The organism is Curtobacterium sp. 9128 (assembly GCF_900086645.1).
Lineage (GTDB): Bacteria > Actinomycetota > Actinomycetes > Actinomycetales > Microbacteriaceae > Curtobacterium.
Genome location: NZ_LT576451.1, coordinates 1,480,230 through 1,501,646, shown reverse-complemented (window position 1 = coordinate 1,501,646; position 21,417 = coordinate 1,480,230). Strand labels below are relative to the sequence as shown.

The following is a 21,417-nucleotide window of genomic DNA, read 5'->3' as shown; positions in this document are numbered from 1 at the left end:
TACCGAGCGGCTGTGGCGACGCCGCCGCCGTGGACGGATGTGCAGGACGACGCGACGCGACCGCGTAACCCGCACCGCGCCTCCAGTCCGGCTGACTACGATCGGACCGGCCACCACCGAAGTCGAAGGAGATCCCAGTGCCCATCGCAACGCCGGAACAGTACGCCGAGATGATCGACCGAGCGAAGGCGGGCAAGTTCGCGTACCCCGCCGTGAACGTCTCCTCGTCCCAGACCATCAACGCGGTCCTCCAGGGCCTGACCGAGGCAGGGTCGGACGGCATCCTCCAGGTGACCACGGGCGGTGCAGACTACTTCGCCGGCCACACCGTGAAGAACCGCGCCGCCGGTGCGCTCGCGATGGCGAAGTTCGCGCACGAGGTCGCCAAGAACTACCCGATCACGGTCGCGCTCCACACCGACCACTGCCCGAAGGACGCCCTCGACGGCTTCGTCCTGCCGCTCATCGCAGCGAGCGAGGAAGAGGTGCGCCACGGCCGCAACCCGATCTTCCAGTCGCACATGTGGGACGGCTCGGCCGTGCCGCTCGACGAGAACATCGAGATCGCCCGCACGATGATCGAGAAGACCCGCAACATCAACGCCATCCTCGAGGTCGAGATCGGCGTCGTCGGCGGCGAAGAGGACGGCGTCCAGCACGAGGGCACGAACGACGCGCTCTACACGACCCCGAACGACGTCGAGCGGGTCGTCGACGCACTCGGCCTCGGCGACAAGGGTCGCTGGATCGCCGCCCTGACCTTCGGCAACGTGCACGGCGTCTACAAGCCCGGCAACGTGAAGCTCCGTCCGGAACTCCTCGGCGAGATCCAGGCCGCCGTCGCCGCCAAGCACGGCACCGGCGAGAACCCCCTCGACCTCGTGTTCCACGGCGGCTCCGGCTCGACCGACGACGAGATCCACGAGGCCGTCCGCAACGGCGTCATCAAGATGAACATCGACACGGACACGCAGTACGCGTTCACGCGCTCGATCGCCGGCTCGATGTTCACCAACTACGAGGGCGTCCTGAAGATCGACGGCGAGGTCGGCAACAAGAAGCAGTACGACCCGCGCGCATGGGGCAAGGTCGCCGAGACGGCGATGGCCGCCCGCGTCGGCGAGGCCGCTGCGGTCCTCGGCTCGGCGGGCAACAGCAAGAGCTGACATCGGACTGGAGGCTCGGGGCGCGTCCGGACGACGCGTCCCGTGCCACGATGGTCGGGTGACCGTCGACGCCATCGCCTCCGAGTTCGCCCAGTTCGTCACCGCATCGCCGACGGCGTTCCACGCCGCCGCCGCGACCCGGGACCGCCTGGTGGCGGCCGGGTTCACGGAGCTCTCGGAGCTCGATGCGTGGCCGACCGAGCCCGGTGCGTACGTGGTCGTCCGCGACGGCGCGGTGATCGCCTGGCGGACGCCGACCGGCGCGAACGCGACGACGCCCTTCCGGATCCTCGGCGCACACACCGACTCCCCCGGCTTCCGGATCAAGCCGAACCCGACCGTGCGCGTCGGGGGCTGGGAGCAGCTCAACGTCGAGGTCTACGGCGGCCCGATCCTCTCGACCTGGTTCGACCGCGACCTCCGCATCGCCGGTCGCGTCGTGCACGCCGACGGATCGATCACGTTCCTGGACACCGGCGCGGTCGCACGGATCCCGAACCTCGCGATCCACCTCGACCGCGGCGTGAACACCGGCAACGAGATCGACCGGCAGCGCCACACCCTGCCGGTCGTCGGCACGGACGGCACCGAGTCCGGCGGCGTCGACGCCCTCGAGTGGCTCCGCGGACGGGTCGGCGACACAGCGGTCTCGTGGGACCTGTTCCTCGCCGACACCCAGGCACCCGCCCGGGTCGGGATCGACGGGTCGTTCCTGGCCTCCGGGCGGATGGACAACCTGACGAGCGTGCACGCCGGGCTCCGCGGCATCGTGGATGCCCCCGAAGACACGGACCACATCGCGGTGTTCGCGGCGTTCGACCACGAAGAGGTCGGGTCGGCGACGCCGTCCGGTGCCGGTGGGCCGTTCCTCGAGGACGTCCTCGGCCGCGTGCAGGAGGGCCTCGGCGCCACCCGTTCCGAAGCAGCACGGGCATTCCGCGCCTCGTGGCTGCTGTCGAGCGACGCCGGACACCTGGTGCACCCGAACCACTCCGAGAAGCACGACCCGACGAACCGTCCGCGTCCGGGTGGTGGCCCGCTCCTGAAGATCAGCGCGAACCAGCGCTACATGACGGAGGCGAAGGGCGAGGCCGTCTTCGCTGCCGCGTGCGCATCGGCCGGGGTGCCGTTCCAGCCGTTCGTGAACAACAACACGATCCCCGGCGGCTCGACGATCGGACCGATCGCGGCGACCCGGCTCGGCATCCCCACCGTCGACATCGGTGTCGGGCTGCTCTCGATGCACTCGGTCCGTGAACTCGTGCACGTCGACGACCTGTCGGCACTGCACGGCGCCGTCGCAGCGTTCCTGGCCGGCTGAGCCGGGGCGCCCGGAGCGGACTCAGCCGCCGGCGTTCTGCATCATCCAGGCCACGAAGTGCCCGTCGTTGGCGAGCACCGTCGCGAAGGCACCCAGGGTGACCAGGGACGCGACGGCACCACCGAGGAGCGGCACCCACACCGTGCGCTTCCGGCGGCGCAGGCGCACGATCGACCACCAGGCGACGAGGACGAACAGCACGACCGTGACGATCGCGCTCACGAGTGCCGCTGTGGTCAGTGCGCCGGGGTCCTCCAACGCGGTGTAGCGGAGTTCCAGTTCCCGCCGGACACCGGAGGCGACGGTGCCGACGGACAGCGACTGGACGACGGACACGAGCCCGAACGCCAGCAGCATGACGGTGAGCAGGAAGTCGCCTGGTGACTTCCCGAACCGCGACGTCGGCACGGCTGCACCCGACGACGTGCGCGACGGCTGCGCTCCGGGGCCGGGGCCGGCCGCAGCCGACTCGCGCGCGGCGACGGCGGCCTCGTGTGCCTGGCGCTCGCGCTCGGCACGTTCCTGTCCGACGAACACCGGGTTGACCCAGCCTTCCGGGGCGTACTCGCCGTACTGCGGTGCCGGACGGCCGTGGACGCGACCGTCCGCGGTACCGGCGGCCGACGTCGGCGGATCGAGCCGGGCCTCCTGTCCGTCGCCGTGCCCACGCGACGGAACGGACGACCAGTCCCCCGTGCTCATCGGGTACGACCGCCGAGGGCGCGCGTCGGCTTGCCCGACGCATCCGTGCGGAGTTCCTTCGGGAGGGAGAACATCAGGTCCTCGTGCGCGGTGACGACCTCCTCGACGGAGCCGAAGCCGGCGTCGGCGAGCTGCTCGAGGACCTCGTGGACGAGCTCTTCGGGGACGGACGCTCCGCTCGTGACGCCGACCGTGCGGACGCCGTCGAGCCACTCCTGCCGGATCTCCTCCGCGTAGTCGACCCGGTGCGCTGCCCGGGCGCCGTGCTCGAGTGCGACCTCGACCAGGCGGACGCTGTTCGAGGAGTTCGCCGAACCGACCACGATCACCAGGTCCGCCTGCGGGGCGACCTTCTTGATCGCGACCTGCCGGTTCTGGGTGGCGTAGCAGATGTCGTCGGAGGGCGGGTCCTGGATCGTCGGGTACTTCTCGCGCAGCCGGCGGACGGTCTCCATCGTCTCGTCGACGCTCAACGTGGTCTGCGAGAGCCACACCAGGTTGTCCGGGTCGTCCACGGTGAGGGCGGCGACGTCCTCCGGCCCGTTGACCAGGATCGTGCGCTCCGGGGCGTGCCCCATCGTGCCCTCGACCTCTTCGTGGCCGGCGTGCCCGATCAGGATGATGGTGCGCTCGGCCTTGGCGAACCGGGTGGCTTCGCGGTGGACCTTCGTGACGAGCGGGCACGTGGCGTCGATGGCGTGCAGGTCCCGGTCCGCGGCACCGGCCACGACCGCCGGGGACACCCCGTGCGCGCTGAAGACGACGTGCGATCCACGGGGGACCTCGTCGACGTCGTCCACGAAGACGGCACCGCGCTGCTCGAGCGTCGACACGACGTGGACGTTGTGGACGATCTGCTTGCGCACGTAGACGGGTTCGCCGTACTGCTCGAGCGCCTTCTCGACCGCGACGACTGCGCGGTCCACGCCGGCGCAGTACCCGCGCGGGGCGGCGAGCAGGACCTTCTTGGTGCCGGTCACCGGGTAGTTCCGCAGCCGTCCGCGCGGCGCGGGCATGCGCGGCGGGGCGAGTGGGACCGAGTGGCCGTTGGTGATCGTCACGTCCCCGATGATAGGTGAGCGGGACCGGCGGGGGCCTGGGCGCGGGTGTCACCGGTGTCCGGCACCATGGGACGGCACCACGAGGAGGAGCGCATGGCGATCGAACAGGGACCACCGACGGCCGACAACCCGTGGCCCGTCGCGCTGCTCGGCGCGAAGATGCGGGACTGGATCGACCGGCTCGGCACCGCGTGGGTCGAAGGCGAGATCACGCAGTGGAACGTCGCGGGCGGCAACGTGTACGGCAAGCTCAAGGACGTCGAGGTCGACGCCACCGTGTCGTTCTCCATCTGGTCGAGCGTGCGCTCCCGGGTGCCGGCCGACCTCAAGCAGGGTGCCCGGGTGGTCGCCGCGGTCAAGCCGAACTACTGGGTCAAGGGCGGCTCGCTGACGATGCAGGTCGTCGAGATGAAGCACGTCGGCCTCGGGGACCTGCTCGAACGGCTCGAACGGCTGCGGCGGACCCTGGCCGAGGAAGGCCTCTTCGACGTCTCCCGCAAGAAGCGGCTCCCCTTCCTGCCGCACCGCATCGGGCTGGTCACCGGCAAGGACTCCGACGCCGAGAAGGACGTCAAGCGGAACGCGCAGCTCCGGTGGCCGCAGGTCGAGTTCCGCACGATCCACGCAGCCGTCCAGGGCGAGCGTGCCGTGACCGAGGTGACGGCCGCCATCCAGGAACTCGATGCCGACCCCGAGGTCGACGTCATCATCGTCGCCCGCGGTGGCGGCGACTTCCAGAACCTGCTCGGCTTCAGCGACGAGGGACTGGTCCGGGCAGCGGCGGCCGCGACGACCCCGATCGTCTCGGCGATCGGCCACGAAGCCGACCGCCCGATCCTGGACGAGGTCGCCGACCTGCGCGCCTCGACCCCGACGGACGCCGCGAAGCGCGTCGTGCCCGACGTCGCCGAGGAACTGGCGAACGTGCGGCAGGCCCGAGCCCGGCTGGGGCTCCGGCTCTCGCACACCCTGTCCGTCGAGGCGGACCGCATCGCCGCGCTGCGCTCCCGTCCGGCACTCGCCTCCACGGCGTGGCTCGTCGACACCCGTGCCGAGGAGGTGGCACGAGACCTCTCCCGGGCGCGCGAGCTCCTCGACCGTCGCATCGAGCGCTCGCACGCGGACGTCGGGCACCTGACCGGACGCCTCCGTGCGCTCTCGCCGCGGGACACGCTCCGGCGCGGGTACGCGATCGTCCAGACGGCTGACGGTGGCGTCGTCCGGGCCGCCGCGGACCTCGACGGCAGCACCGGCGTCCGCGTGACGCTCGGTGCCGGGACGGCGACGGGCACGCTCGAACCCGAGGGGCCGGGGCCCGACGGCGAGGGCTGAGCGTTCTCCACAGGCGCAGCCTTCCGACGAACGCGTCGGTGGACCCTCGGTAGGATCGAGGGGTGTCATCCGAGGAACAGCCCGAGACTGCCCCGAGCGGGCAGACAGACGTCCGGTCCCTGAGCTACGAGGCCGCGCGCGACGAACTCGTCCGCGTCGTCAACGAGCTCGAACAGGGCTCCGCGACGCTCGAGCGCTCGCTGTCCCTCTGGGAGCGCGGCGAAGCCCTCGCGGCACGCTGCGAAGAGTGGCTCGTCGGCGCCCGTGCGCGCCTCGACGCGGCCAGCGACGGAGACGCTGCCGAGGCGACCCGGTGACCGATCCGGAGACCGGCCGCCCGGTCGTCGCCGAGCTCGGCCGCCCCGAGACGGCCGAGGAGACCTGGGCACGCAAGGACTCGGCGCGCCGTGCACGCCGGCAGCACCAGACTGCCTTCAACCTCGTGCTCGCGCTCATCGCGTCGCTCGGCATCGTGGTGTTCCTGGTCGCGGTCGTGGCACGCCCGGACGGCGCCGTGGACCGCAGCGTCGACTACCAACAGGTCGCCGCCCAGGCGGACGTCCCGGGGGTCACGCTCGCAGCGCCGGAGCTCCCCGACTCGTACAGCGCGAACCGCGCCGACTACAAGGACAAGGCCGCCGACGGCGTGGACGTCTGGACCGTGGGTTTCCTGACCCCGGACAAGCAGTACGTCGGCCTGCAGCAGGGCATCGACGCCAACCCGACCTGGGTGGCGAACCAGCTCGACCAGCACGCAGCGACGGGTTCACGGTCCATCGGCGGGACGAAGTGGACCGTGTACGACCGCCGGGCAGAGGGCAAGGACGCCGGGAACCAGGCGTACTCCCTCGTCGCGACCTTCGGGCAGAACACCGTCGTGCTGGCCGGGACCGCCGACGACGCCTCGTTCCGGAAGATCGCCGCCGGCGTCGCGAAGCAGCTGAGCGACTGATCCAGGCCGAACCCGTCACCCGAAGCAGCACCGAGGAGCCGAACCCATGACCGACCGCGCAGCGTCCACCCCAGCCGACGCCCTCCGACTCCTCGTCGAGGGCAACGCCCGGTTCGCGGCCGACAAGCGCCGCACCGGCCGCATCGACCCCGACCGCCGCAACGAGCTCGCCGGCTCGCAGGCGCCGTTCGCGACCGTCCTCGGGTGCTCGGACTCCCGCGTGCCGTTCGAGCACGTCTTCGACGCGGGCATCGGCGACGTGTTCGCGATCCGCAACGCCGGGCAGATCGTCGACGACGTCGTGCTCGGCTCGATCGAGTTCGCCGTCGTGGCGCTCGGCACCCCACTGGTCGTCGTGCTGCGCCACACCAAGTGCGGGGCGGTCGCGGCGGCACGCTCCGGCGAACCCGTCCCGGCGCCGCACCTGCAGGCGCTCGTGGACGCGATCTCGCCGAGTGTCGAGCGGGTCAGGGCGACCGACGCCGACCTGCCGCAGGAAGCCATCGGCGCCGCACACCTCGAGTCCACCCTCGGCGCGATCCTCGAGCGCTCCGGCGCCGTGTCCGACGCCATCGCCGAGGGTAGATTGGCCGTCGTCGGCGCGACCTACGACCTGACCACGGGCGAGGTCAGCATCGACACCGTCGTCGGCCAGGCCTGACGACGGGCCGCCGCCGGTCCGACGGGCACCGGCACGGCACACGAGCCGCGGCGATCCACCGCGACCCGAACGACACCCCGGGCGCGACCGCGACCGGCAGCACCACCAGGAAGGACCACGACGACGTGACCGACACCACCGCGACGACACCCACCGCCTCGACCGGCACCGAACCGACCACCGACGACGGTTTCCGGATCGAGCACGACACCATGGGCGAGGTCCGTGTGCCCGTCTCGGCGCTCTACCGCGCCCAGACGCAGCGCGCGGTGGAGAACTTCCCGATCTCGGGCACCGGGCTCGAGTCGGCGCAGATCGTCGCCCTCGCGCGCATCAAGCGTGCCGCGGCGATCGTCAACGGGCAGCTCGGCATCGTCGACGGGGCCGTGGCCGACGCCATCGTCGGTGCCGCGGACACCATCATCGCGGGCGAGCACCACGACCAGTTCCCGGTCGATGTCTACCAGACCGGCAGCGGCACCTCGTCGAACATGAACATGAACGAGGTCCTGGCGACCCTGGCGTCCCGGAGCGGCACGGCCGTGCACCCGAACGACCACGTCAACGCCTCGCAGTCGTCGAACGACGTCTTCCCGACCTCGGTGCACGTCGCCGTCACGGACGCCCTCATCCGGTCGCTCGTCCCGTCCCTCGAGCACCTCGCCGAGTCCCTCGACGCGAAGGCCACGCTGTGGGCCGACGCGGTGAAGTCGGGCCGCACCCACCTGATGGACGCCACCCCGGTCACCCTCGGGCAGGAGTTCGGCGGGTACGCGCGGCAGATCCGCCTCGGCATCGAGCGTGTGAATGCCACGCTCCCCCGCGTCGCCGAAGTCCCCCTCGGCGGCACCGCGGTGGGCACCGGCATCAACACGCCGAAGGGCTTCCCGCAGCAGGTCATCGCCCAGCTGGCGGAGGACACCGGACTCCCGATCACCGAGGCCCTCGACCACTTCGAGGCCCAGGGCGCCCGTGATGCCCTCGTCGAGGCATCCGGCGCGCTCAAGGTGCTCGCGGTCAGCCTGACGAAGATCAACAACGACCTGCGGTGGATGGGCTCCGGGCCGAACACGGGGCTCGGCGAGCTGCACATCCCGGACCTGCAGCCGGGGTCGTCGATCATGCCCGGCAAGGTCAACCCGGTCATCCCCGAGGCGACGCTCATGGTCGCGGCACGGGTCATCGGCAACGACGCCACCGTCGCATGGGCCGGCGCGTCCGGCGCGTTCGAGCTCAACGTCGCGATCCCGGTCATGGGCACGGCCCTGCTCGAGTCGATCCGGCTGCTGGCGAACAGCTCGCGGGTCCTCGCCGACAAGACCGTCGACGGGCTGCAGGCGAACCTCGAGCGCGCCCGCGCCTTCGCCGAGTCCTCGCCGTCGATCGTGACCCCGCTCAACCGCGTCATCGGGTACGAGGCCGCTGCGAAGGTCGCCAAGCACGCCGTCGCCGAGGGCATCACCGTGCGGGAAGCCGTGGTCGCGCTCGGCTTCGTCGAGCGCGGTGAGGTCACCGAGGCGCAGCTGGACGAGGCGCTCGACGTCCTGTCGATGACGCACCCGAACTGATCCGCGCGACCCTCTGACGGACGGGAGGCCCGGTGCCAGCTGGCACCGGGCCTCCCGTCTGTCTCGGCTCGGTTCGTGCGCCGCGCCTCCGGTCCTCGACCCGCGAAAGCGACAGATCACCGCAGACAACCTGCGGTGATCTGTCGCTTTGGCGAAGGACTGGGCCCGTCGATCGCGGGATCTGTCGCTTTGGCGAAGGACTCGACTAGACCAGGTCGGGCGAGTCCAGCATCTCCGTCACCAGCGCGGCGATCGCGGAGCGCTCGGAACGCGTCAGCGTGACGTGCGCGAACAGCGGGTGTCCCTTCAGCCGCTCGATCACCGACGCGACCCCGTCGTGCCGACCGACCCGCAGGTTGTCGCGCTGCGCGACGTCGTGGGTGAGCACGACGCGGGAGTTCTGCCCGATGCGGGAGAGCATCGTCAGCAGGACGTTCCGTTCGAGCGACTGGGCCTCGTCGACGATGACGAACGCGTCGTGCAGGGAGCGCCCGCGGATGTGGGTCAGCGGGAGCACCTCGAGCATGCCGCGTTCCACGACCTCGTCGAGGACGTTGTCGGACACCAGCGCGCCGAGCGTGTCGTAGACGGCCTGCGCCCACGGGTTCATCTTCTCGCTCGCGTCGCCGGGGAGGAAGCCGAGCTCCTGCCCGCCGACCGCGTAGAGCGGCCGGAACACCATGATCTTCTTGTGCTGCTGCCGTTCGAGCACGGCTTCGAGTCCGGCGCAGAGCGCGAGCGCCGACTTCCCGGTGCCGGCGCTGCCGCCGAGCGAGACGATGCCGATCTCCGGGTCGAGGAGCGCGTCGATCGCGAGCCGCTGCTCGGCGGAGCGGCCGCGGAGCCCGAAGACCTCGCGGTCGCCGCGGACGAGGGCGACCGAACCGGCGGTGTGCACGCGGCCGAGACCGGATCCCCGTTCGGAGTGGATGACGACACCGGTGTTGACCGGGACACCGTCGAGCTGCGACGACCGGATCTCCTCCTTCTCGTACAGGTCGGACATCTGCTCGCCGGAGACCTGCAGCTCGGCGATGCCCGTGTACCCGGAGTCGACGGCGAGTTCGGCGCGGTACTCCTCTGCCGCGAGGCCGATCGAGGCGGCCTTGACGCGCAGCGGGAGGTCCTTCGAGACGACGACGACATCGAGCCCGTCGTTCGCGAGGTTCGACGCGACCGCGAGGATCCGGGAGTCGTTGTCGCCGAGTTGGAGGCCGGAGGGCAGGACGGACTGGTTCGAGTGGTTCAGCTCGACGCGGAGCGACCCGCCTTCGCCGACCGCGACCGGGAAGTCCAGGCGTTCGTGCTCGATGCGGAGTTCGTCGAGGATGCGGAGGGCCTGCCGGGCGAAGTACCCGATCTCCGGGTCGTTGCGCTTGGACTCCAGTTCGCTGACGACCACGACGGGCAGCACGACGGCGTGCTCGTCGAAGCGGAACAGGGCCCGCGGATCACTCAACAGCACCGAGGTGTCCAGCACGTAGGTGCGCTGGTCCGTGCCGGTCGACACCGCGGCGGAAGCCGAGGTCGACGCTGCTGACGAGGTTCCGTGGGAGACGTTCTGAGAGGTCACGACCACTCCATCCCCGGGCCGCACGCGACCCGGTCCTTGTCCTCGACACGGCCACGGAGCGGGTCCCGAAGCACCATCTGTGGCCGCTTCGATCGGGCGCGGTGCCCGATGCGGCAAAGCTACGACGAGCCTCTGACAGCGCGCCAGCGACACGCGGATTGCTCGGTTACGTTCATGTGAACGCCTCCTGAGCGACGCGCGTCAGAACGAGGTGGCGTAGGAGATGCAGGCGTCCCGGAACATGTCGAGGGTCTCGTCCGTCGTCGACGCGAAGACGGACACCCGGACCGTGCCGAGTCGGGTGCTCGCCGTGACGCCGTGGTTGTGCAGCGCCGCCGACAGCGCGGTGAGTCGTCCTTCGGCGGGCCGGAGCACGACGATGCCCGCACGCTCTGCGGGGTCGCGGCTCGACTCGACCTCGAGCCCGAACTCGTCGGCGATCTGGAACACCCGCTCCACGCGGTCCGCGACGCGCTCCTGCACGGCGGACACCCCGACCGCGGTGAGCCGCTCGAGGGAGACCGCGAGCCGCGCCTGTGCGACGGGGTCGATCCGCGTCATCGTGAAGCCGGCGGCACCAGGACGGACCGACGGCACCTCGACCGGCCACCCGGTCGTGCCGTGCGGCCCGGACAGGGCCGGCTGCAGGCGGCCGAGCGCACGGTCGCTGAACGACACGAACCCCGTGCCCCACCCGGCGTGCAGCCACTTTTGTCCACCGGTCGCCACGACGTCGGCGGCCTCGTACGGGGCGTCGACGACGCCGAAGCCCTGGATCGCGTCGACGATGAGCAGACGGTCGCCGATGACCTCGCGGATGCCGGCGAGGTCGGCGAGGTACCCGGTCCGCCAGTCCACGAGCGACACGGCGACGGCGGTGATGTCATCGGCCCCGGACTCCGCGGCCGCGGCGATTCGTGACGCGACCAGCGACGGCGTCACCCACCCCGCGCCGGACTCGATGACGACCGGGCGCACACGGCCCCCGGTGGCCGACGCGGCACTCGCCAGCGCCAGCGGCATCGACGGGTACTCGTCCGCGGCGACGAGCACGCCACCGGTCAGCCCGAACGCGGTGTGGAGCAGCCCGGGCGTCGTCGCGGTCTGCGACACGACCTGCTCCTCGCGGACGCCGACCAGCCGTGCAGCGACGGCACGGACGCGGGCGTCCTGCTCGTCGAGCGTCTCCATCGCGCCGAACCGCATGTGCTCCTGGATGGTCCCGAGGACGCGCTGCTCCTCGAGCACGGCGGTCTGCACGGGCCCGAAGGCGGCGTGGTCGAGGTACCCGGGATCCTCGGCGAAGCCGGCGGCGTACTCGTCGATCGTGGTCACAGCGGACACCTTTCACAGGAACAGAACCCTGTGAGTGTACTGGGACCCGGGTCAGCACCCGAATCGACGCCGGAACGCGCGTCGAGGCCTCAGCCGCCGAAGCGCCGCGACCGACGCCCGAAGTCGCGTACGGCCCGGAGGAAGTCGACCTCGCGCAGGTCCGGGTAGAACGCCTCGACGAAGTAGAACTCGCTGTGCGCGCTCTGCCACAGCATGAAGTCGGACAGGCGCTGCTCCCCCGAGGTGCGGATCATCAGATCAGGGTCCGGCTGCCCCTGCGTGTACAGGTGGTCGCCGATGAGCTCGGGCGTCAGGACCTCGGCGAGGGTGTCGAGCGTCCCACCGCCTTCTCCGTGCGCGCGGACGATGCTGCGCATGGCGTCGGCGATCTCACGCCGGCCGCCGTACCCCACCGCCAGGTTGATGTGCAGCCCGGTGTTGCCGGCGCTCCTGGCTTCCGCTTCCGACAGCGCCGCGACGAGCTCGTCCGGAAGACCGTCGTTCGACCCGACGTGCTGCACACGCCACGTGCCCTGCCGCGACAGGCGATCGGCCAGCGCCGCGATGATGCCGATGAGTTCCTGGAGTTCGTCGCCGCCGCGGCCCTTGAGGTTGTCCGCCGACAGCAGGTAGAGCGTGACAACCTGCACGTCGAGGTCTTCGCACCAGGTCAGGAACTCGGGGATCTTCGCCGCGCCTGCCCGATGTCCGTGCGCGGCGGTCTCGAGGCCGAGCTGCTTCGCCCAGCGGCGGTTCCCGTCCACGATCATCGCGACGTGCTTCGGCGTCGGCGCACCGTCGATCTGCTTCCGGATGCGCTGCTGGTAGGCGCGGTAGAGGATCCCGCGTCCTTCCCGTCCCAGCCTGCCGGTCACGCAACGACTGTAGTGCACGGCTCCTCGGTGCGGACTCCCAGCCGTCCGGGTGCCGGCCGGACATATCGTCGGAGGATGCAGCACGACCGGGACAGCGACACCCTCCCCCACGTCCCGTTCACGGAGGAAGCGGCGGACGAGGCCGCGGAGGAAGCGTCGCAGGCAACCGCGTCGGCCGTCGAGCCGCGTCCGGCCTGGCGTGGCTGGATCCACCTCGGCACGTTCCCGTTCGCCATCGCGATGGGCATCGTGCTCGTCTCGCTCGCTGCGAGTCCGGCCGCGAAGGCCGGGTCCGCCGTGTTCATGGCCACGTCGCTGATCATGTTCGGCGTCTCCGCGACCTACCACCGCTTCCCGTGGGGACCGGTGGTCAAGAAGGTCCTGAAGCGGATCGACCACACGAACATCTTCCTGCTCATCGCCGGCACGTACACGCCCGTGGCGGTGTGCGCCCTGCCGCACACGCTCATGCTCGTCGTGCTCTGGGTGATGTGGGGCGGCGCGCTCCTCGGCATCGCGTTCCGGGTGTTCTGGATCGGCGCACCACGTTGGCTCTACGTGCCGCTCTACCTGGCACTCGGCATGGCGGCGCTCGGGATCCTGCCGCAGCTCTTCGCGGCGAGCGTCCCGATGACGGTGCTCGTGCTGTCCGGCGGGCTCGCGTACGTCGTCGGCGCACTGGTCTACGGCTTCAAGCGGCCGAACCCGTCCCCGACGGTCTTCGGGTTCCACGAGGTCTTCCACGCGCTGACGGTCGCCGCGTTCGCCGCGCAGTGGGTCGGCATCCTGCTGGTGGCCCTGCACCCTGTCCGCTGACCGCGCACGACGAGCTCGGCACCGCGCGCGTTCCTTCCGACAACGCGTGCAGGAGGAAGCCGAATCGCGCGTAGGAGGCCGGAACTTCCGACCTCCTACGCGCGATTCGACCTCCTACGCGCGATTCGGCCTCCTACGCGCGATTCGGCTCGCCAGGCGCGGAACGGCGGACGGGAGGCTCGTGGCGGGGTCCGGCAGGTGCCTCCAGGCCGGTGACCGGTCCCGTCAGCCGCGTTCGGTGTCGTCCGCGACGTCGGTGCGGCCCGGCTCGTCGGCGCCGCCGACGTCCTCGCCACGGGCCTCGGCCTCGAGGCGCTCCCGGATCTCCGCGCGGTAGCGGGTGCGGCGGATGCGGCGGGTCATGTCCACCACGAGCAGGATCGTCAGGACCGCGATGACCGCGATCGCGATGAACCCGGCGACCCCCGGCGTGACGTCCACGTCGGGGACGGCCGAGGTCGGGCTGGGGCTCGGGGTGGCGGCGAGTACTGCCGCGATGGTGCTCACGCGTTGACGTCCTGTTCCGGTGGGATCCCCGCGAAGAGGTCGGACTCCGGCAGGTCGGTGGGCACGCGTGCCTCCACCAGCTGGTAGTCCTCGGTCGGCCACACCGTCGCGAGGAGGTCGTTCGGCCAGTAGAAGAAGGGGCTGTCCGGCGGCACCTGGCTGGCGTGCGCACGGAGTGCGGCGTCGCGGGCGTCGAAGTACTCGTGCACGTCCACGTGCGTCGTCGCGAGGTCGGGCCGGTCGGCGAACCGCTCCACCCACTCGCCGAGCTGCTCGAGGAGCGGGCTCTCCGGCTCGCGCTCCTTGAGGGCCTCGTAGAACGCGGTGAAGCGGCGCGGGTTCATGGTGCGCTCGTAGTAGAGCTTCGAGATCGACCAGGGTTCCCCGGCCTCCGGGTACTTCGTCGGGTCGGCGGCATCGCGCCAGGCGGCCACGGAGACCTCGTGCGTGCGGATGTGGTCGGGGTGCGGGTACCCGCCGTTCTCGTCGTAGGTGACGAGCACGTGCGGGCGGAACCGACGGATCACGCGGACGAGGGCCTCGGTGCTGTACTCGAGCGGGACGGTGGAGAACGTGCCGGGTCGCACGGTCTCGCCCTGCTCGGCGTCGGGCAGTCCCGAGTCGTGGTAGCCGAGCCAGACGTGGTCGATGCCGAGTGCCGCCTGCGCAGCGGCCATCTCGCCGCGGCGGTAGCCGGCCATGTCGCGGTGCGCGTGGCTCGTCGCGGGTTCGCCGAGGTGGTCGTTGAGGATGTCGCCGGCCTCGCCGCCGGTGCAGGAGACCACGAGGACCTGGTCGCCGTCGGCCACGTACTTCGCCGAGGTGGCCGCTCCCTTGCTCGACTCGTCGTCGGGATGGGCGTGCACGGCCATCAGGCGGTAGGGCACCGGACGTTCCTCACTGCTGGCGATCGGGATGCACGTCGCGCGCATCGGGGGTGCGGGTGGCGCACGGAGAGCGTGAACTACCCTGGGATCAGGATAATCACCCCGGGAGCCCCGAACTGTCCGAACAGCTGAACCCGACCCCGTCTGGCCCGACCGCGTCTGGCCCGACCACCACGGCCACCCTCGACGACCGCTACGGCCGCACCCCCGGGCGCACCCGTCGCACCCGCACGATCGCCATCGCCGCGGCGGCCGCGATCGTCGTCGTGTTCGGCGCCTGGGTCATCTGGGCGGGCCCAGGGCAGACCTCGCACGGCCTCGACACCGAGGACGTCGGCTACGAGATCCTCTCGGCACACAAGGCCGTGGTGCACTCGCAGGTGTCGGTGGATCCGGGCACGAAGGCCGAGTGCGCCGTCCAGGTGCTCGACAAGTCGTACACGATCGTCGGCTGGAAGACGGTGTCGCTGCCCGCCGCCACCGAGCGCTCGCGGTCGATCTCGACCGAGGTGAACACCACGACACGCGGCGTGACCGGCTTGATCCACACCTGCTGGGTTCCCTAGACTGCCCTGATTCGCCTGACGAGATCGACCGCTCCGGTCGGTCTCGTTCTTTCATGGCCGAAGGGATTGACTTTCATGAGCAACGACACGCAGGCCACCTGGCTCACGCAGGAGGCGTTCGACCGCCTCCAGGCGGAGCTCGAGGAGCTGAGCGGCGAAGGCCGTGCCGAGATCGCCCGCCGCATCGAGGCCGCGCGCGAAGAGGGCGACCTCAAGGAGAACGGCGGCTACCACGCTGCGAAGGACGAGCAGGGCAAGATCGAGGCCCGCATCCGCGTGCTCACGAACCTGCTGAAGACGGCGACCGTCCGCGAAGCCGAGTTCGACGGCACCGTCGAGCCGGGCACCGTCGTGACGGCGACCATCGCGGGCGACTCCTCGACGTTCCTCGTCGGCAGCCGCGAGATCGTGGCCGAAGGCTCCGACCTGACGGTCTACAGCCCGGTCAGCCCGGTCGGCGCCGCGATCGTCGGCCTCCGCGCCGGCGACGCCACGACGTACACCGCGCCGAACGGCAAGGACATCGCCGTCGAGGTGACGAAGGTCGAGCGCTACGAGCCGTAGGCTCGCGCCCCCTCACGAACAACGCGCCCCGTCCTGACGGGGCGCGTTGTTCGTTGCGGGGCGCGATCCGCGCCGGACGGGAGGCTCAGTGCAGCAACTGCTCCGGGCGGAAGCCCGCCTCGTGGAGCCGCTGGATGACCTCTTCGGCGTGCTCGGGGCCGCGGGCCTCGATCGACAGGTCGAGGGCGACCTCGTTGATGACGAGCCCCTGCCCGTGCCGGGTGTGCAGGACCTCGACGACGTTCGCGCCTGCGTCGGAGATGACCTGGGAGACCCGGGCGAGCTGCCCGGGGCGGTCCGGCAGCATGATCCGGATGCCGATGTAGCGAGACGCGGCGACGAGACCACGGGTGATCACGCGCTCCATCATGAGCGGGTCGATGTTCCCGCCGCTCAGGAGCACGACGGTCCGACCGGTGTCCTTGACGGCGCCGGCCATGATCGCTGCCACGCCGACCGCGCCTGCGGCCTCGACGACCAGCTTCGCGCGCTCGAGGAGCACGAGCAGCGCCCGGGCGACGTCGTCGTCGGAGACCGTGACGATCTCGTCGACGAGGTCGCGGATGATCGGGAAGTTGAGCTCGCCGGGGCGGGCGACGGCGATGCCGTCCGCGATCGTCGGCGTGGTCTGGATGGTCACCGGCTCCCCGGCGTCGAGCGAGTCGGGGTAGGACGCGGCGTTGGCCGCCTGCACGCCGATCACGCGGATCGTGCGACCGAGACGCTCGGCGAGTCCCTTCACCGCGATGGCGATGCCGGCGATGACGCCGCCGCCGCCGATCGGGACCACGACCGTGTCGACGTCGGGCACCTGGTCGACGATCTCGAGCCCGAGGGTGCCCTGCCCGGCGATGACGTCGGGGTGGTCGAACGGCGGGATGAACACGGCACCCGTGCGGGCGCCGAAGTCCTTGGCGGCCGACAGCGCTTCTTCCACGGAGTGGCCGCGGAGGACGACCTCGGCCCCGTAGTGCCGGGTCGCCTGCAGCTTCGGCAGGGCGACGCCGACCGGCGTGAAGATCGTCGCCGGGATCCCGAGCTCACGGGCGGCGAGGGCGACGCCCTGGGCGTGGTTGCCGGCGCTGGCGGCGACGACGCCCTTCGCGCGCTGCTCTGGTGTCAGCGCTGACAGGCGGTTGTACGCCCCGCGCACCTTGTACGCGCCGGTGCGCTGCAGGTTCTCGCACTTCAGGTGCACGGGCGACCCGAGGAGCTCCGCGAGGAACTGCGACGTCTCCATCGGGGTCACGCGCGCCACGCCCGCGATGGTCTCCCGCGCAGCCTCGATGTCGGCGAGCGTGGGGGCCTGGGGAGGAGCGCTGGTGTCGGTCACTCCCCCATCATCGTCGGTGCGGGGCCCCGCCCGCGAACCGATGACGTCAGTTGGTGCTGGCGGTGCCGTCAGCGGCCGTGGGTTCCTTGTCGCTGCCGGGCGCCGGGACGTCGTCCAGCGTGGTGTGCCGGCGACGACGGAGGAGCTGGATGTTGCCGTGCTGCCCGCGCTTCGGGGTCGCTTCGAGCACGTGGTCCGAGTCGAGTCGACGCCACCGGCCGCTCGCGATGGTGGTGACCATCGCGTTCACCGTCGCGATCAGGGGGACCGCGAAGAACGCGCCGGCGATGCCAGCGAGACCGGAGGCCGCGGTGACGCCGAGGACGACCGCCAGGGGGTGCACCTTCACCGCGTTGCCCATCACCAACGGCTGGAGGATGTGCCCCTCGATCTGCTGCACGAGCAGGACGACCGCGAGCACGAGGACCGCGGCGATCGGTCCGTTGAAGATCAGCGCGACGAAGACCGCCAGGAACCCGGTGACGATCGCACCGACGACGGGGATGAACGCCCCGAGGAACACGAACGCGGCGATCGGGATGACGAGGGGCATGCCCCCGAAGAACAGCCCGACGATCCAGGCACCGAGGCCGATGCCGACGGCGTCGACGAACGCGACGAAGATCTGCACGCGGATGAAGCTCGTCAGGGTGATCCAGCCGGCCACCCCGGCACCGTCGACCGCTGCGCGCGCCTTCTTCGGGAAGAGACGCACGGTCCAGCGCCAGACGTTCTTGCCGTCGATGAGCAGGAAGATCGTCGTGAACAGGATGATGAACAGGGCCTCGAACACGTGGGTTGCACTCGACCCGGCGCTCGCGACGCCGGAGAGGATCGATCCGGAGTTGTCCTGCAACCACTTGGTGGCGTCGTCGAGCCAGCCGTTGACGTCTTTCTGGGTGATGCCGAGTCCGGAGTTGAGCACGAAGTCGCGGATGTTCGCGTACTGCGAGAGCGTCCGGTCCCGGAGCGACGGGTAGGACGCGATCACCTGGTCCACGACGAGCCAGATCAGGCCACCGAGCGCGGCGATGCCCGCCAGCAGGCTGACGATGACCGCGATCCACTTCGGGACGTGGTGGCGCTGCAACCAGTTCGAGAACGGGACCAGCAGCGCGGAGATCACGATGCCGATGAGGAACGGGATGAGGATCTCACTGAAGATCGTCATCAGCCAGATGAAGAGCGCGATCACCCCGACCACGACGAGCACCCGCCAGGACCACGCCCCGGCGATGCGCATGCCCATCGGTACCGAATCCTCGACCACGGGGTCGGGATGAGTCTGCTTGCGTCCCCATGCCATGCCGCGAGTGTATCCGTGTGTCGCCTGACAGGTTCCAGATGCGGCATGTACGTCGGCAGGTGGGCGTCGGTGGCGCTCACTAGGGTCGAGGACATGGTCAGGACCACGCTCTCCGCTGCCGAGTCCCGGCGCCTCGCACTCGCCGCGCAGGGCTTCGGGCGGCCGCCGGCGGACACCGTCGTCACCAGGTCGCTGAGCGCGGGGATCAACCGCCTCGGCCTGCTGCAGATCGACTCGGTCAACGTCTTCGAGCGGAGCCACTACCTGCCGCTGTTCGCCCGGCTCGGCGCCTACGACCGCACCGCGCTCGATCGACTGACGTTCGCGAAGCGCGGCCCGTACCTGGAGTACTGGGCGCACGAAGCCGCGTTCATCCCCCGGGACGACCTCCGGCTGTTCCGCTGGAAGATGGACGCGATGCGCGAGCGGGACGCCGCCCCGGTCCGCATCGAACACGTCACCAGGACCGAGTCCGTGCGTCGCGAGCTGCACGCGATGCTCCGTGCCGAGGGGCCGATGCCCGCGAGTGCCGTGGAGCACGAGTCGAACGTGCGCCGTGGGCCGTGGTGGGGGTGGAGCGACGTCAAGCTCGGACTCGAGCTGATGTTCCGCTGGGGCGACGTGGTGAGCGCGGGGCGATCGGGCTTCGAGCGGGTGTACGCGCTGCCGTCGCAGGTGCTGCCGGCCGGGTTCCTCGAGACGGCACCTGCTCGCGCGGACGCGATCCGCGAGCTCGTCGGGCGGGCGTCCCGCGCGCTCGGTGTCGGCACGCGTGCTGACATCGCCGACTACTACCGGTTGCGGTCGGACGACACCGCGGCGGCCATCGCCGAGCTGCAGGACGCCGGGGAACTGCTGCCCGTGCTGGTCGAGGGCTGGCGGGAGCAGGCGTGGATGCACGCCGACGCCCGGGTCCCGCGCACGATGACGACCAGTGCGGTGCTGAGCCCGTTCGACCCCGTGGTGTGGTTCCGGCGACGTGCCGAGCGGATGTACGGGTTCCACTACCGGATCGAGATCTACACGCCAGCGCCGAAGCGGGTGTTCGGGTACTACGTGCTCCCGGTGCTGCAGGACGACACGCTCGTCGGCCGGGTCGACCTGAAGAGCGACCGGCAGCGCGGGGTCCTCCGCGTGCGGACGGCCTGGCAGGAAGACGGCGCCGTGCTCGATGCGGAACGCCTGGCGGACACCCTGCGCCGGGCAGCGGCGTGGCAGGGGCTCGACGGCATCGAGGTCACCGATCGCGGGACGGCCGCCCGTGCACTGGCGGGGGCGCTCGGCGTGCCGCTCGTCCCGCACCTGGCGGCCGACGACGCGGACGCCCCCGAGCCCGCCACGACCGACGCGGCCGACGCGACCGTCTAGAAGCGGTCCTGGTTCGCGCGGAGCCGCGCGATCCGATCCGGCAGCGGCGGGTGCGTCGAGAACAACCGGTCCATCAGTCCGGGCTGCATCGGGTCCGCGATCCACAGGTGCGCCATGGAGGAGTTCTGCGTCTGCATCGGGCGACCGTGGGCCCCGAGCTTCTCGAGCGCCCGCGCGAGGCCCTCCGGGTGCCGGGTGGTGAGCGCACCGGTTGCGTCGGCGAGGTACTCGCGCTGCCGGGAGACCGCCGCCTGGACGCCCATCGCCGCGATCGGGGCGACGAGCACGGCGACGATCCCGGCGATCATCAGGATCGGGTTCGCACCGCCGCCGTTGTCGTTGTTCCGGTTCCGCCCGCCGGTCAGCCCGCTGAAGATCGAGATGCGCAGCAGGACGTCCGCGATGAGGCCGACCGCGACGACCAGCCCGAAGACCATCGTCGACACCCGGATGTCGTAGTTCCGGACGTGTCCGAGCTCGTGCGCCATCACGCCCTGCAGCTCCTGGTCGTCCATGATGTCGAGCAGCCCGGTGGTGGCGGCGACGACGGCGTGCTCCGGGTCACGGCCGGTGGCGAAGGCGTTCGGGGACGGGTCGCGGATCACGTAGACCCGGGGCATCGGCATCCCGGTGGCGATCGCGAGGTTCTCGACCGTGCGCCAGAGCCGGGGTTCGGTGTTCCGGTCGATCTCGATGCCGCCGGCGATGGCGGTCGCCTGGCGCGAAGCGGTGAAGTACTGCAGCACGGCGTACCCGATGGCGACGACGAGCACGATCACACCGATCGAGACGTTGCCCGCGAGGTACCCGCCGAGGAACCCGAGGGCGCCGATGATCAGCAGGAAGACGAAGACGATGACGACGGTGTTGCGCTTGTTGCGCGCGATGGCGCTGTACATCTGCGGGAGCCGTGCCGGTTCGTCAGAACTGGACGCGCGGCGGCTCGGCGATGGCCGCCGGCTCGGCCGTCTCGAAGAACGATGCCTCGTCGAAGCCGCGGCTCTTCGCGAAGGAGGAGTTCGGGAACACCTTGATCTTGGTGTTCAGCTCGCGGACGCCGCCGTTGTAGAACCGCCTGGCCGACTGGATCTTGTCCTCGGTGTCGACGAGTTCGGTCTGCAGCTGCAGGAAGTTCTGGCTCGACTGGAGCTGGGGGTACCCCTCGGCCACGGCGAACACGCTCTTCAGGGCCTTCTGCATGTGCCCTTCGGCTGCGGATGCCGCTGTCGCGTCGCCGGCGCTCAACGTCTCGGAGCGGGCCTTGGTCACGTCGTCGAAGACGGACTTCTCGTGCGTGGCGTACCCCTTCACCGTGTCGACGATGGTGGGGATGAGGTCAGCGCGGCGCTTCAGCTGCACGGAGATGTCGCTCCACGCCTCGTCGACGCGGACCTTCAGCGTGACGAGCGAGTTGTACGTGACCCAGAGGTAGATCCCGACGACCACGAGGACCACGACCACCACGCCGATGACGATCAGTGTCGTGATGAGTCCGGTGTCCATGCGGGAGTGCTCCTTGTCGCG

Annotated in this window: 22 protein-coding genes; 11 read left to right on the top strand and 11 right to left on the bottom strand. The window is 70.7% G+C overall.

From position 1 onward, the window contains the following. The first annotated feature begins 137 nt into the window (after positions 1–137). A complete protein-coding gene (fbaA, locus tag QK288_RS07305; RefSeq protein WP_281267143.1) occupies positions 138–1,166 on the top strand; it encodes a class II fructose-bisphosphate aldolase in 1,029 nt (342 codons plus the stop codon). Between the two features lie 58 nt (positions 1,167–1,224). Beyond that, positions 1,225–2,487 (top strand): M18 family aminopeptidase, encoded by a 1,263-nt coding sequence (locus QK288_RS07300; RefSeq protein WP_281267142.1) that lies wholly within the window; start codon positions 1,225–1,227, stop codon positions 2,485–2,487. A 21-nt stretch (positions 2,488–2,508) separates the two neighbouring features. On the opposite strand, the gene QK288_RS07295 is transcribed toward QK288_RS07300, so the two are convergent. Beyond that, entirely contained in the window at positions 2,509–3,189 is a 681-nt protein-coding gene (locus QK288_RS07295; protein WP_281267141.1) for a DUF6264 family protein, read from the bottom strand. Then, positions 3,186–4,205: a 4-hydroxy-3-methylbut-2-enyl diphosphate reductase gene (locus QK288_RS07290; RefSeq protein WP_281267675.1), complete on the bottom strand. Its 1,020-nt coding sequence runs from the start codon at positions 4,203–4,205 to the stop codon at positions 3,186–3,188. The genes QK288_RS07295 and QK288_RS07290 overlap by 4 nt, the downstream gene beginning before the upstream one ends. Positions 4,206–4,343: 138 nt before the next feature. Between QK288_RS07290 and xseA the strand changes: the two genes are divergently transcribed. The 5 genes from xseA to QK288_RS07265 all read left to right on the top strand — a co-directional run bounded on the left by xseA (position 4,344) and on the right by QK288_RS07265 (position 8,763). Then, entirely contained in the window at positions 4,344–5,582 is a 1,239-nt protein-coding gene (gene xseA, locus QK288_RS07285; protein WP_281267140.1) for an exodeoxyribonuclease VII large subunit, read from the top strand. A gap of 62 nt (positions 5,583–5,644) precedes the next feature. Beyond that, positions 5,645–5,899: an exodeoxyribonuclease VII small subunit gene (locus QK288_RS07280; RefSeq protein WP_281267139.1), complete on the top strand. Its 255-nt coding sequence runs from the start codon at positions 5,645–5,647 to the stop codon at positions 5,897–5,899. After that, positions 5,896–6,534 carry a DUF4245 domain-containing protein gene (locus tag QK288_RS07275; protein ID WP_281267138.1) on the top strand — a complete coding sequence of 213 codons (639 nt, stop codon included), beginning with the start codon at positions 5,896–5,898 and terminating at the stop codon, positions 6,532–6,534. Before QK288_RS07280 ends, QK288_RS07275 begins: the two co-directional genes overlap by 4 nt. Before the next feature lie 46 nt (positions 6,535–6,580). Further along, positions 6,581–7,195: a carbonic anhydrase gene (locus tag QK288_RS07270; protein ID WP_281267137.1), complete on the top strand. Its 615-nt coding sequence runs from the start codon at positions 6,581–6,583 to the stop codon at positions 7,193–7,195. 197 nt (positions 7,196–7,392) lie between these two features. Next, the gene (locus QK288_RS07265; protein WP_281267674.1) at positions 7,393–8,763 is read left to right on the top strand and encodes a class II fumarate hydratase; all 1,371 of its coding nucleotides are present in this window, start codon (positions 7,393–7,395) and stop codon (positions 8,761–8,763) included. A gap of 205 nt (positions 8,764–8,968) precedes the next feature. On the opposite strand, the gene QK288_RS07260 is transcribed toward QK288_RS07265, so the two are convergent. From QK288_RS07260 to QK288_RS07250, 3 genes are all read right to left on the bottom strand, one after another. Then, positions 8,969–10,273 carry a PhoH family protein gene (locus QK288_RS07260; RefSeq protein ID WP_281267673.1) on the bottom strand — a complete coding sequence of 435 codons (1,305 nt, stop codon included), beginning with the start codon at positions 10,271–10,273 and terminating at the stop codon, positions 8,969–8,971. 264 nt (positions 10,274–10,537) lie between these two features. Then, positions 10,538–11,671, bottom strand: coding sequence for an aminotransferase class V-fold PLP-dependent enzyme (locus tag QK288_RS07255; protein ID WP_281267136.1), 1,134 nt, complete (start codon positions 11,669–11,671; stop codon positions 10,538–10,540). 89 nt (positions 11,672–11,760) lie between these two features. After that, positions 11,761–12,546 carry an isoprenyl transferase gene (locus QK288_RS07250; protein WP_281267135.1) on the bottom strand — a complete coding sequence of 262 codons (786 nt, stop codon included), beginning with the start codon at positions 12,544–12,546 and terminating at the stop codon, positions 11,761–11,763. A gap of 75 nt (positions 12,547–12,621) precedes the next feature. Between QK288_RS07250 and QK288_RS07245 the strand changes: the two genes are divergently transcribed. Further along, positions 12,622–13,362, top strand: coding sequence for a hemolysin III family protein (locus tag QK288_RS07245; protein ID WP_281267134.1), 741 nt, complete (start codon positions 12,622–12,624; stop codon positions 13,360–13,362). A gap of 225 nt (positions 13,363–13,587) precedes the next feature. Here the strand turns inward: QK288_RS07245 and QK288_RS07240 are convergent, their stop codons facing one another. Together QK288_RS07240 and mca are read right to left on the bottom strand one after the other, a co-directional pair. Further along, entirely contained in the window at positions 13,588–13,869 is a 282-nt protein-coding gene (locus QK288_RS07240) for a hypothetical protein (RefSeq protein WP_281267133.1), read from the bottom strand. Continuing rightward, positions 13,866–14,756 (bottom strand): mycothiol conjugate amidase Mca, encoded by an 891-nt coding sequence (mca, locus tag QK288_RS07235; protein ID WP_281267132.1) that lies wholly within the window; start codon positions 14,754–14,756, stop codon positions 13,866–13,868. Before mca ends, QK288_RS07240 begins: the two co-directional genes overlap by 4 nt. A 56-nt stretch (positions 14,757–14,812) precedes the next feature. On the opposite strand from mca, the gene QK288_RS07230 reads away from it, so the two are divergent. Continuing rightward, positions 14,813–15,322: a DUF4307 domain-containing protein gene (locus QK288_RS07230; RefSeq protein ID WP_281267131.1), complete on the top strand. Its 510-nt coding sequence runs from the start codon at positions 14,813–14,815 to the stop codon at positions 15,320–15,322. A 75-nt stretch (positions 15,323–15,397) separates the two neighbouring features. Continuing rightward, entirely contained in the window at positions 15,398–15,886 is a 489-nt protein-coding gene (gene greA / locus QK288_RS07225) for a transcription elongation factor GreA (RefSeq protein ID WP_281267130.1), read from the top strand. An 85-nt stretch (positions 15,887–15,971) separates the two neighbouring features. On the opposite strand, the gene ilvA is transcribed toward greA, so the two are convergent. After that, a complete protein-coding gene (ilvA, locus tag QK288_RS07220; RefSeq protein WP_281267129.1) occupies positions 15,972–17,219 on the bottom strand; it encodes a threonine ammonia-lyase in 1,248 nt (415 codons plus the stop codon). Positions 17,220–17,265: 46 nt separating this feature from the next. Continuing rightward, entirely contained in the window at positions 17,266–18,468 is a 1,203-nt protein-coding gene (locus QK288_RS07215; protein ID WP_281267128.1) for an AI-2E family transporter, read from the bottom strand. Between the two features lie 150 nt (positions 18,469–18,618). On the opposite strand from QK288_RS07215, the gene QK288_RS07210 reads away from it, so the two are divergent. After that, positions 18,619–19,893, top strand: coding sequence for a crosslink repair DNA glycosylase YcaQ family protein (locus QK288_RS07210; protein WP_281267127.1), 1,275 nt, complete (start codon positions 18,619–18,621; stop codon positions 19,891–19,893). On the opposite strand, the gene QK288_RS07205 is transcribed toward QK288_RS07210, so the two are convergent. Then, positions 19,890–20,792 carry a M48 family metalloprotease gene (locus QK288_RS07205; RefSeq protein ID WP_281267126.1) on the bottom strand — a complete coding sequence of 301 codons (903 nt, stop codon included), beginning with the start codon at positions 20,790–20,792 and terminating at the stop codon, positions 19,890–19,892. The genes QK288_RS07210 and QK288_RS07205 overlap by 4 nt on opposite strands. 22 nt (positions 20,793–20,814) lie before the next feature. Continuing rightward, positions 20,815–21,396 carry a LemA family protein gene (locus tag QK288_RS07200; protein ID WP_281267125.1) on the bottom strand — a complete coding sequence of 194 codons (582 nt, stop codon included), beginning with the start codon at positions 21,394–21,396 and terminating at the stop codon, positions 20,815–20,817. Positions 21,397–21,417 lie beyond the last annotated feature (21 nt).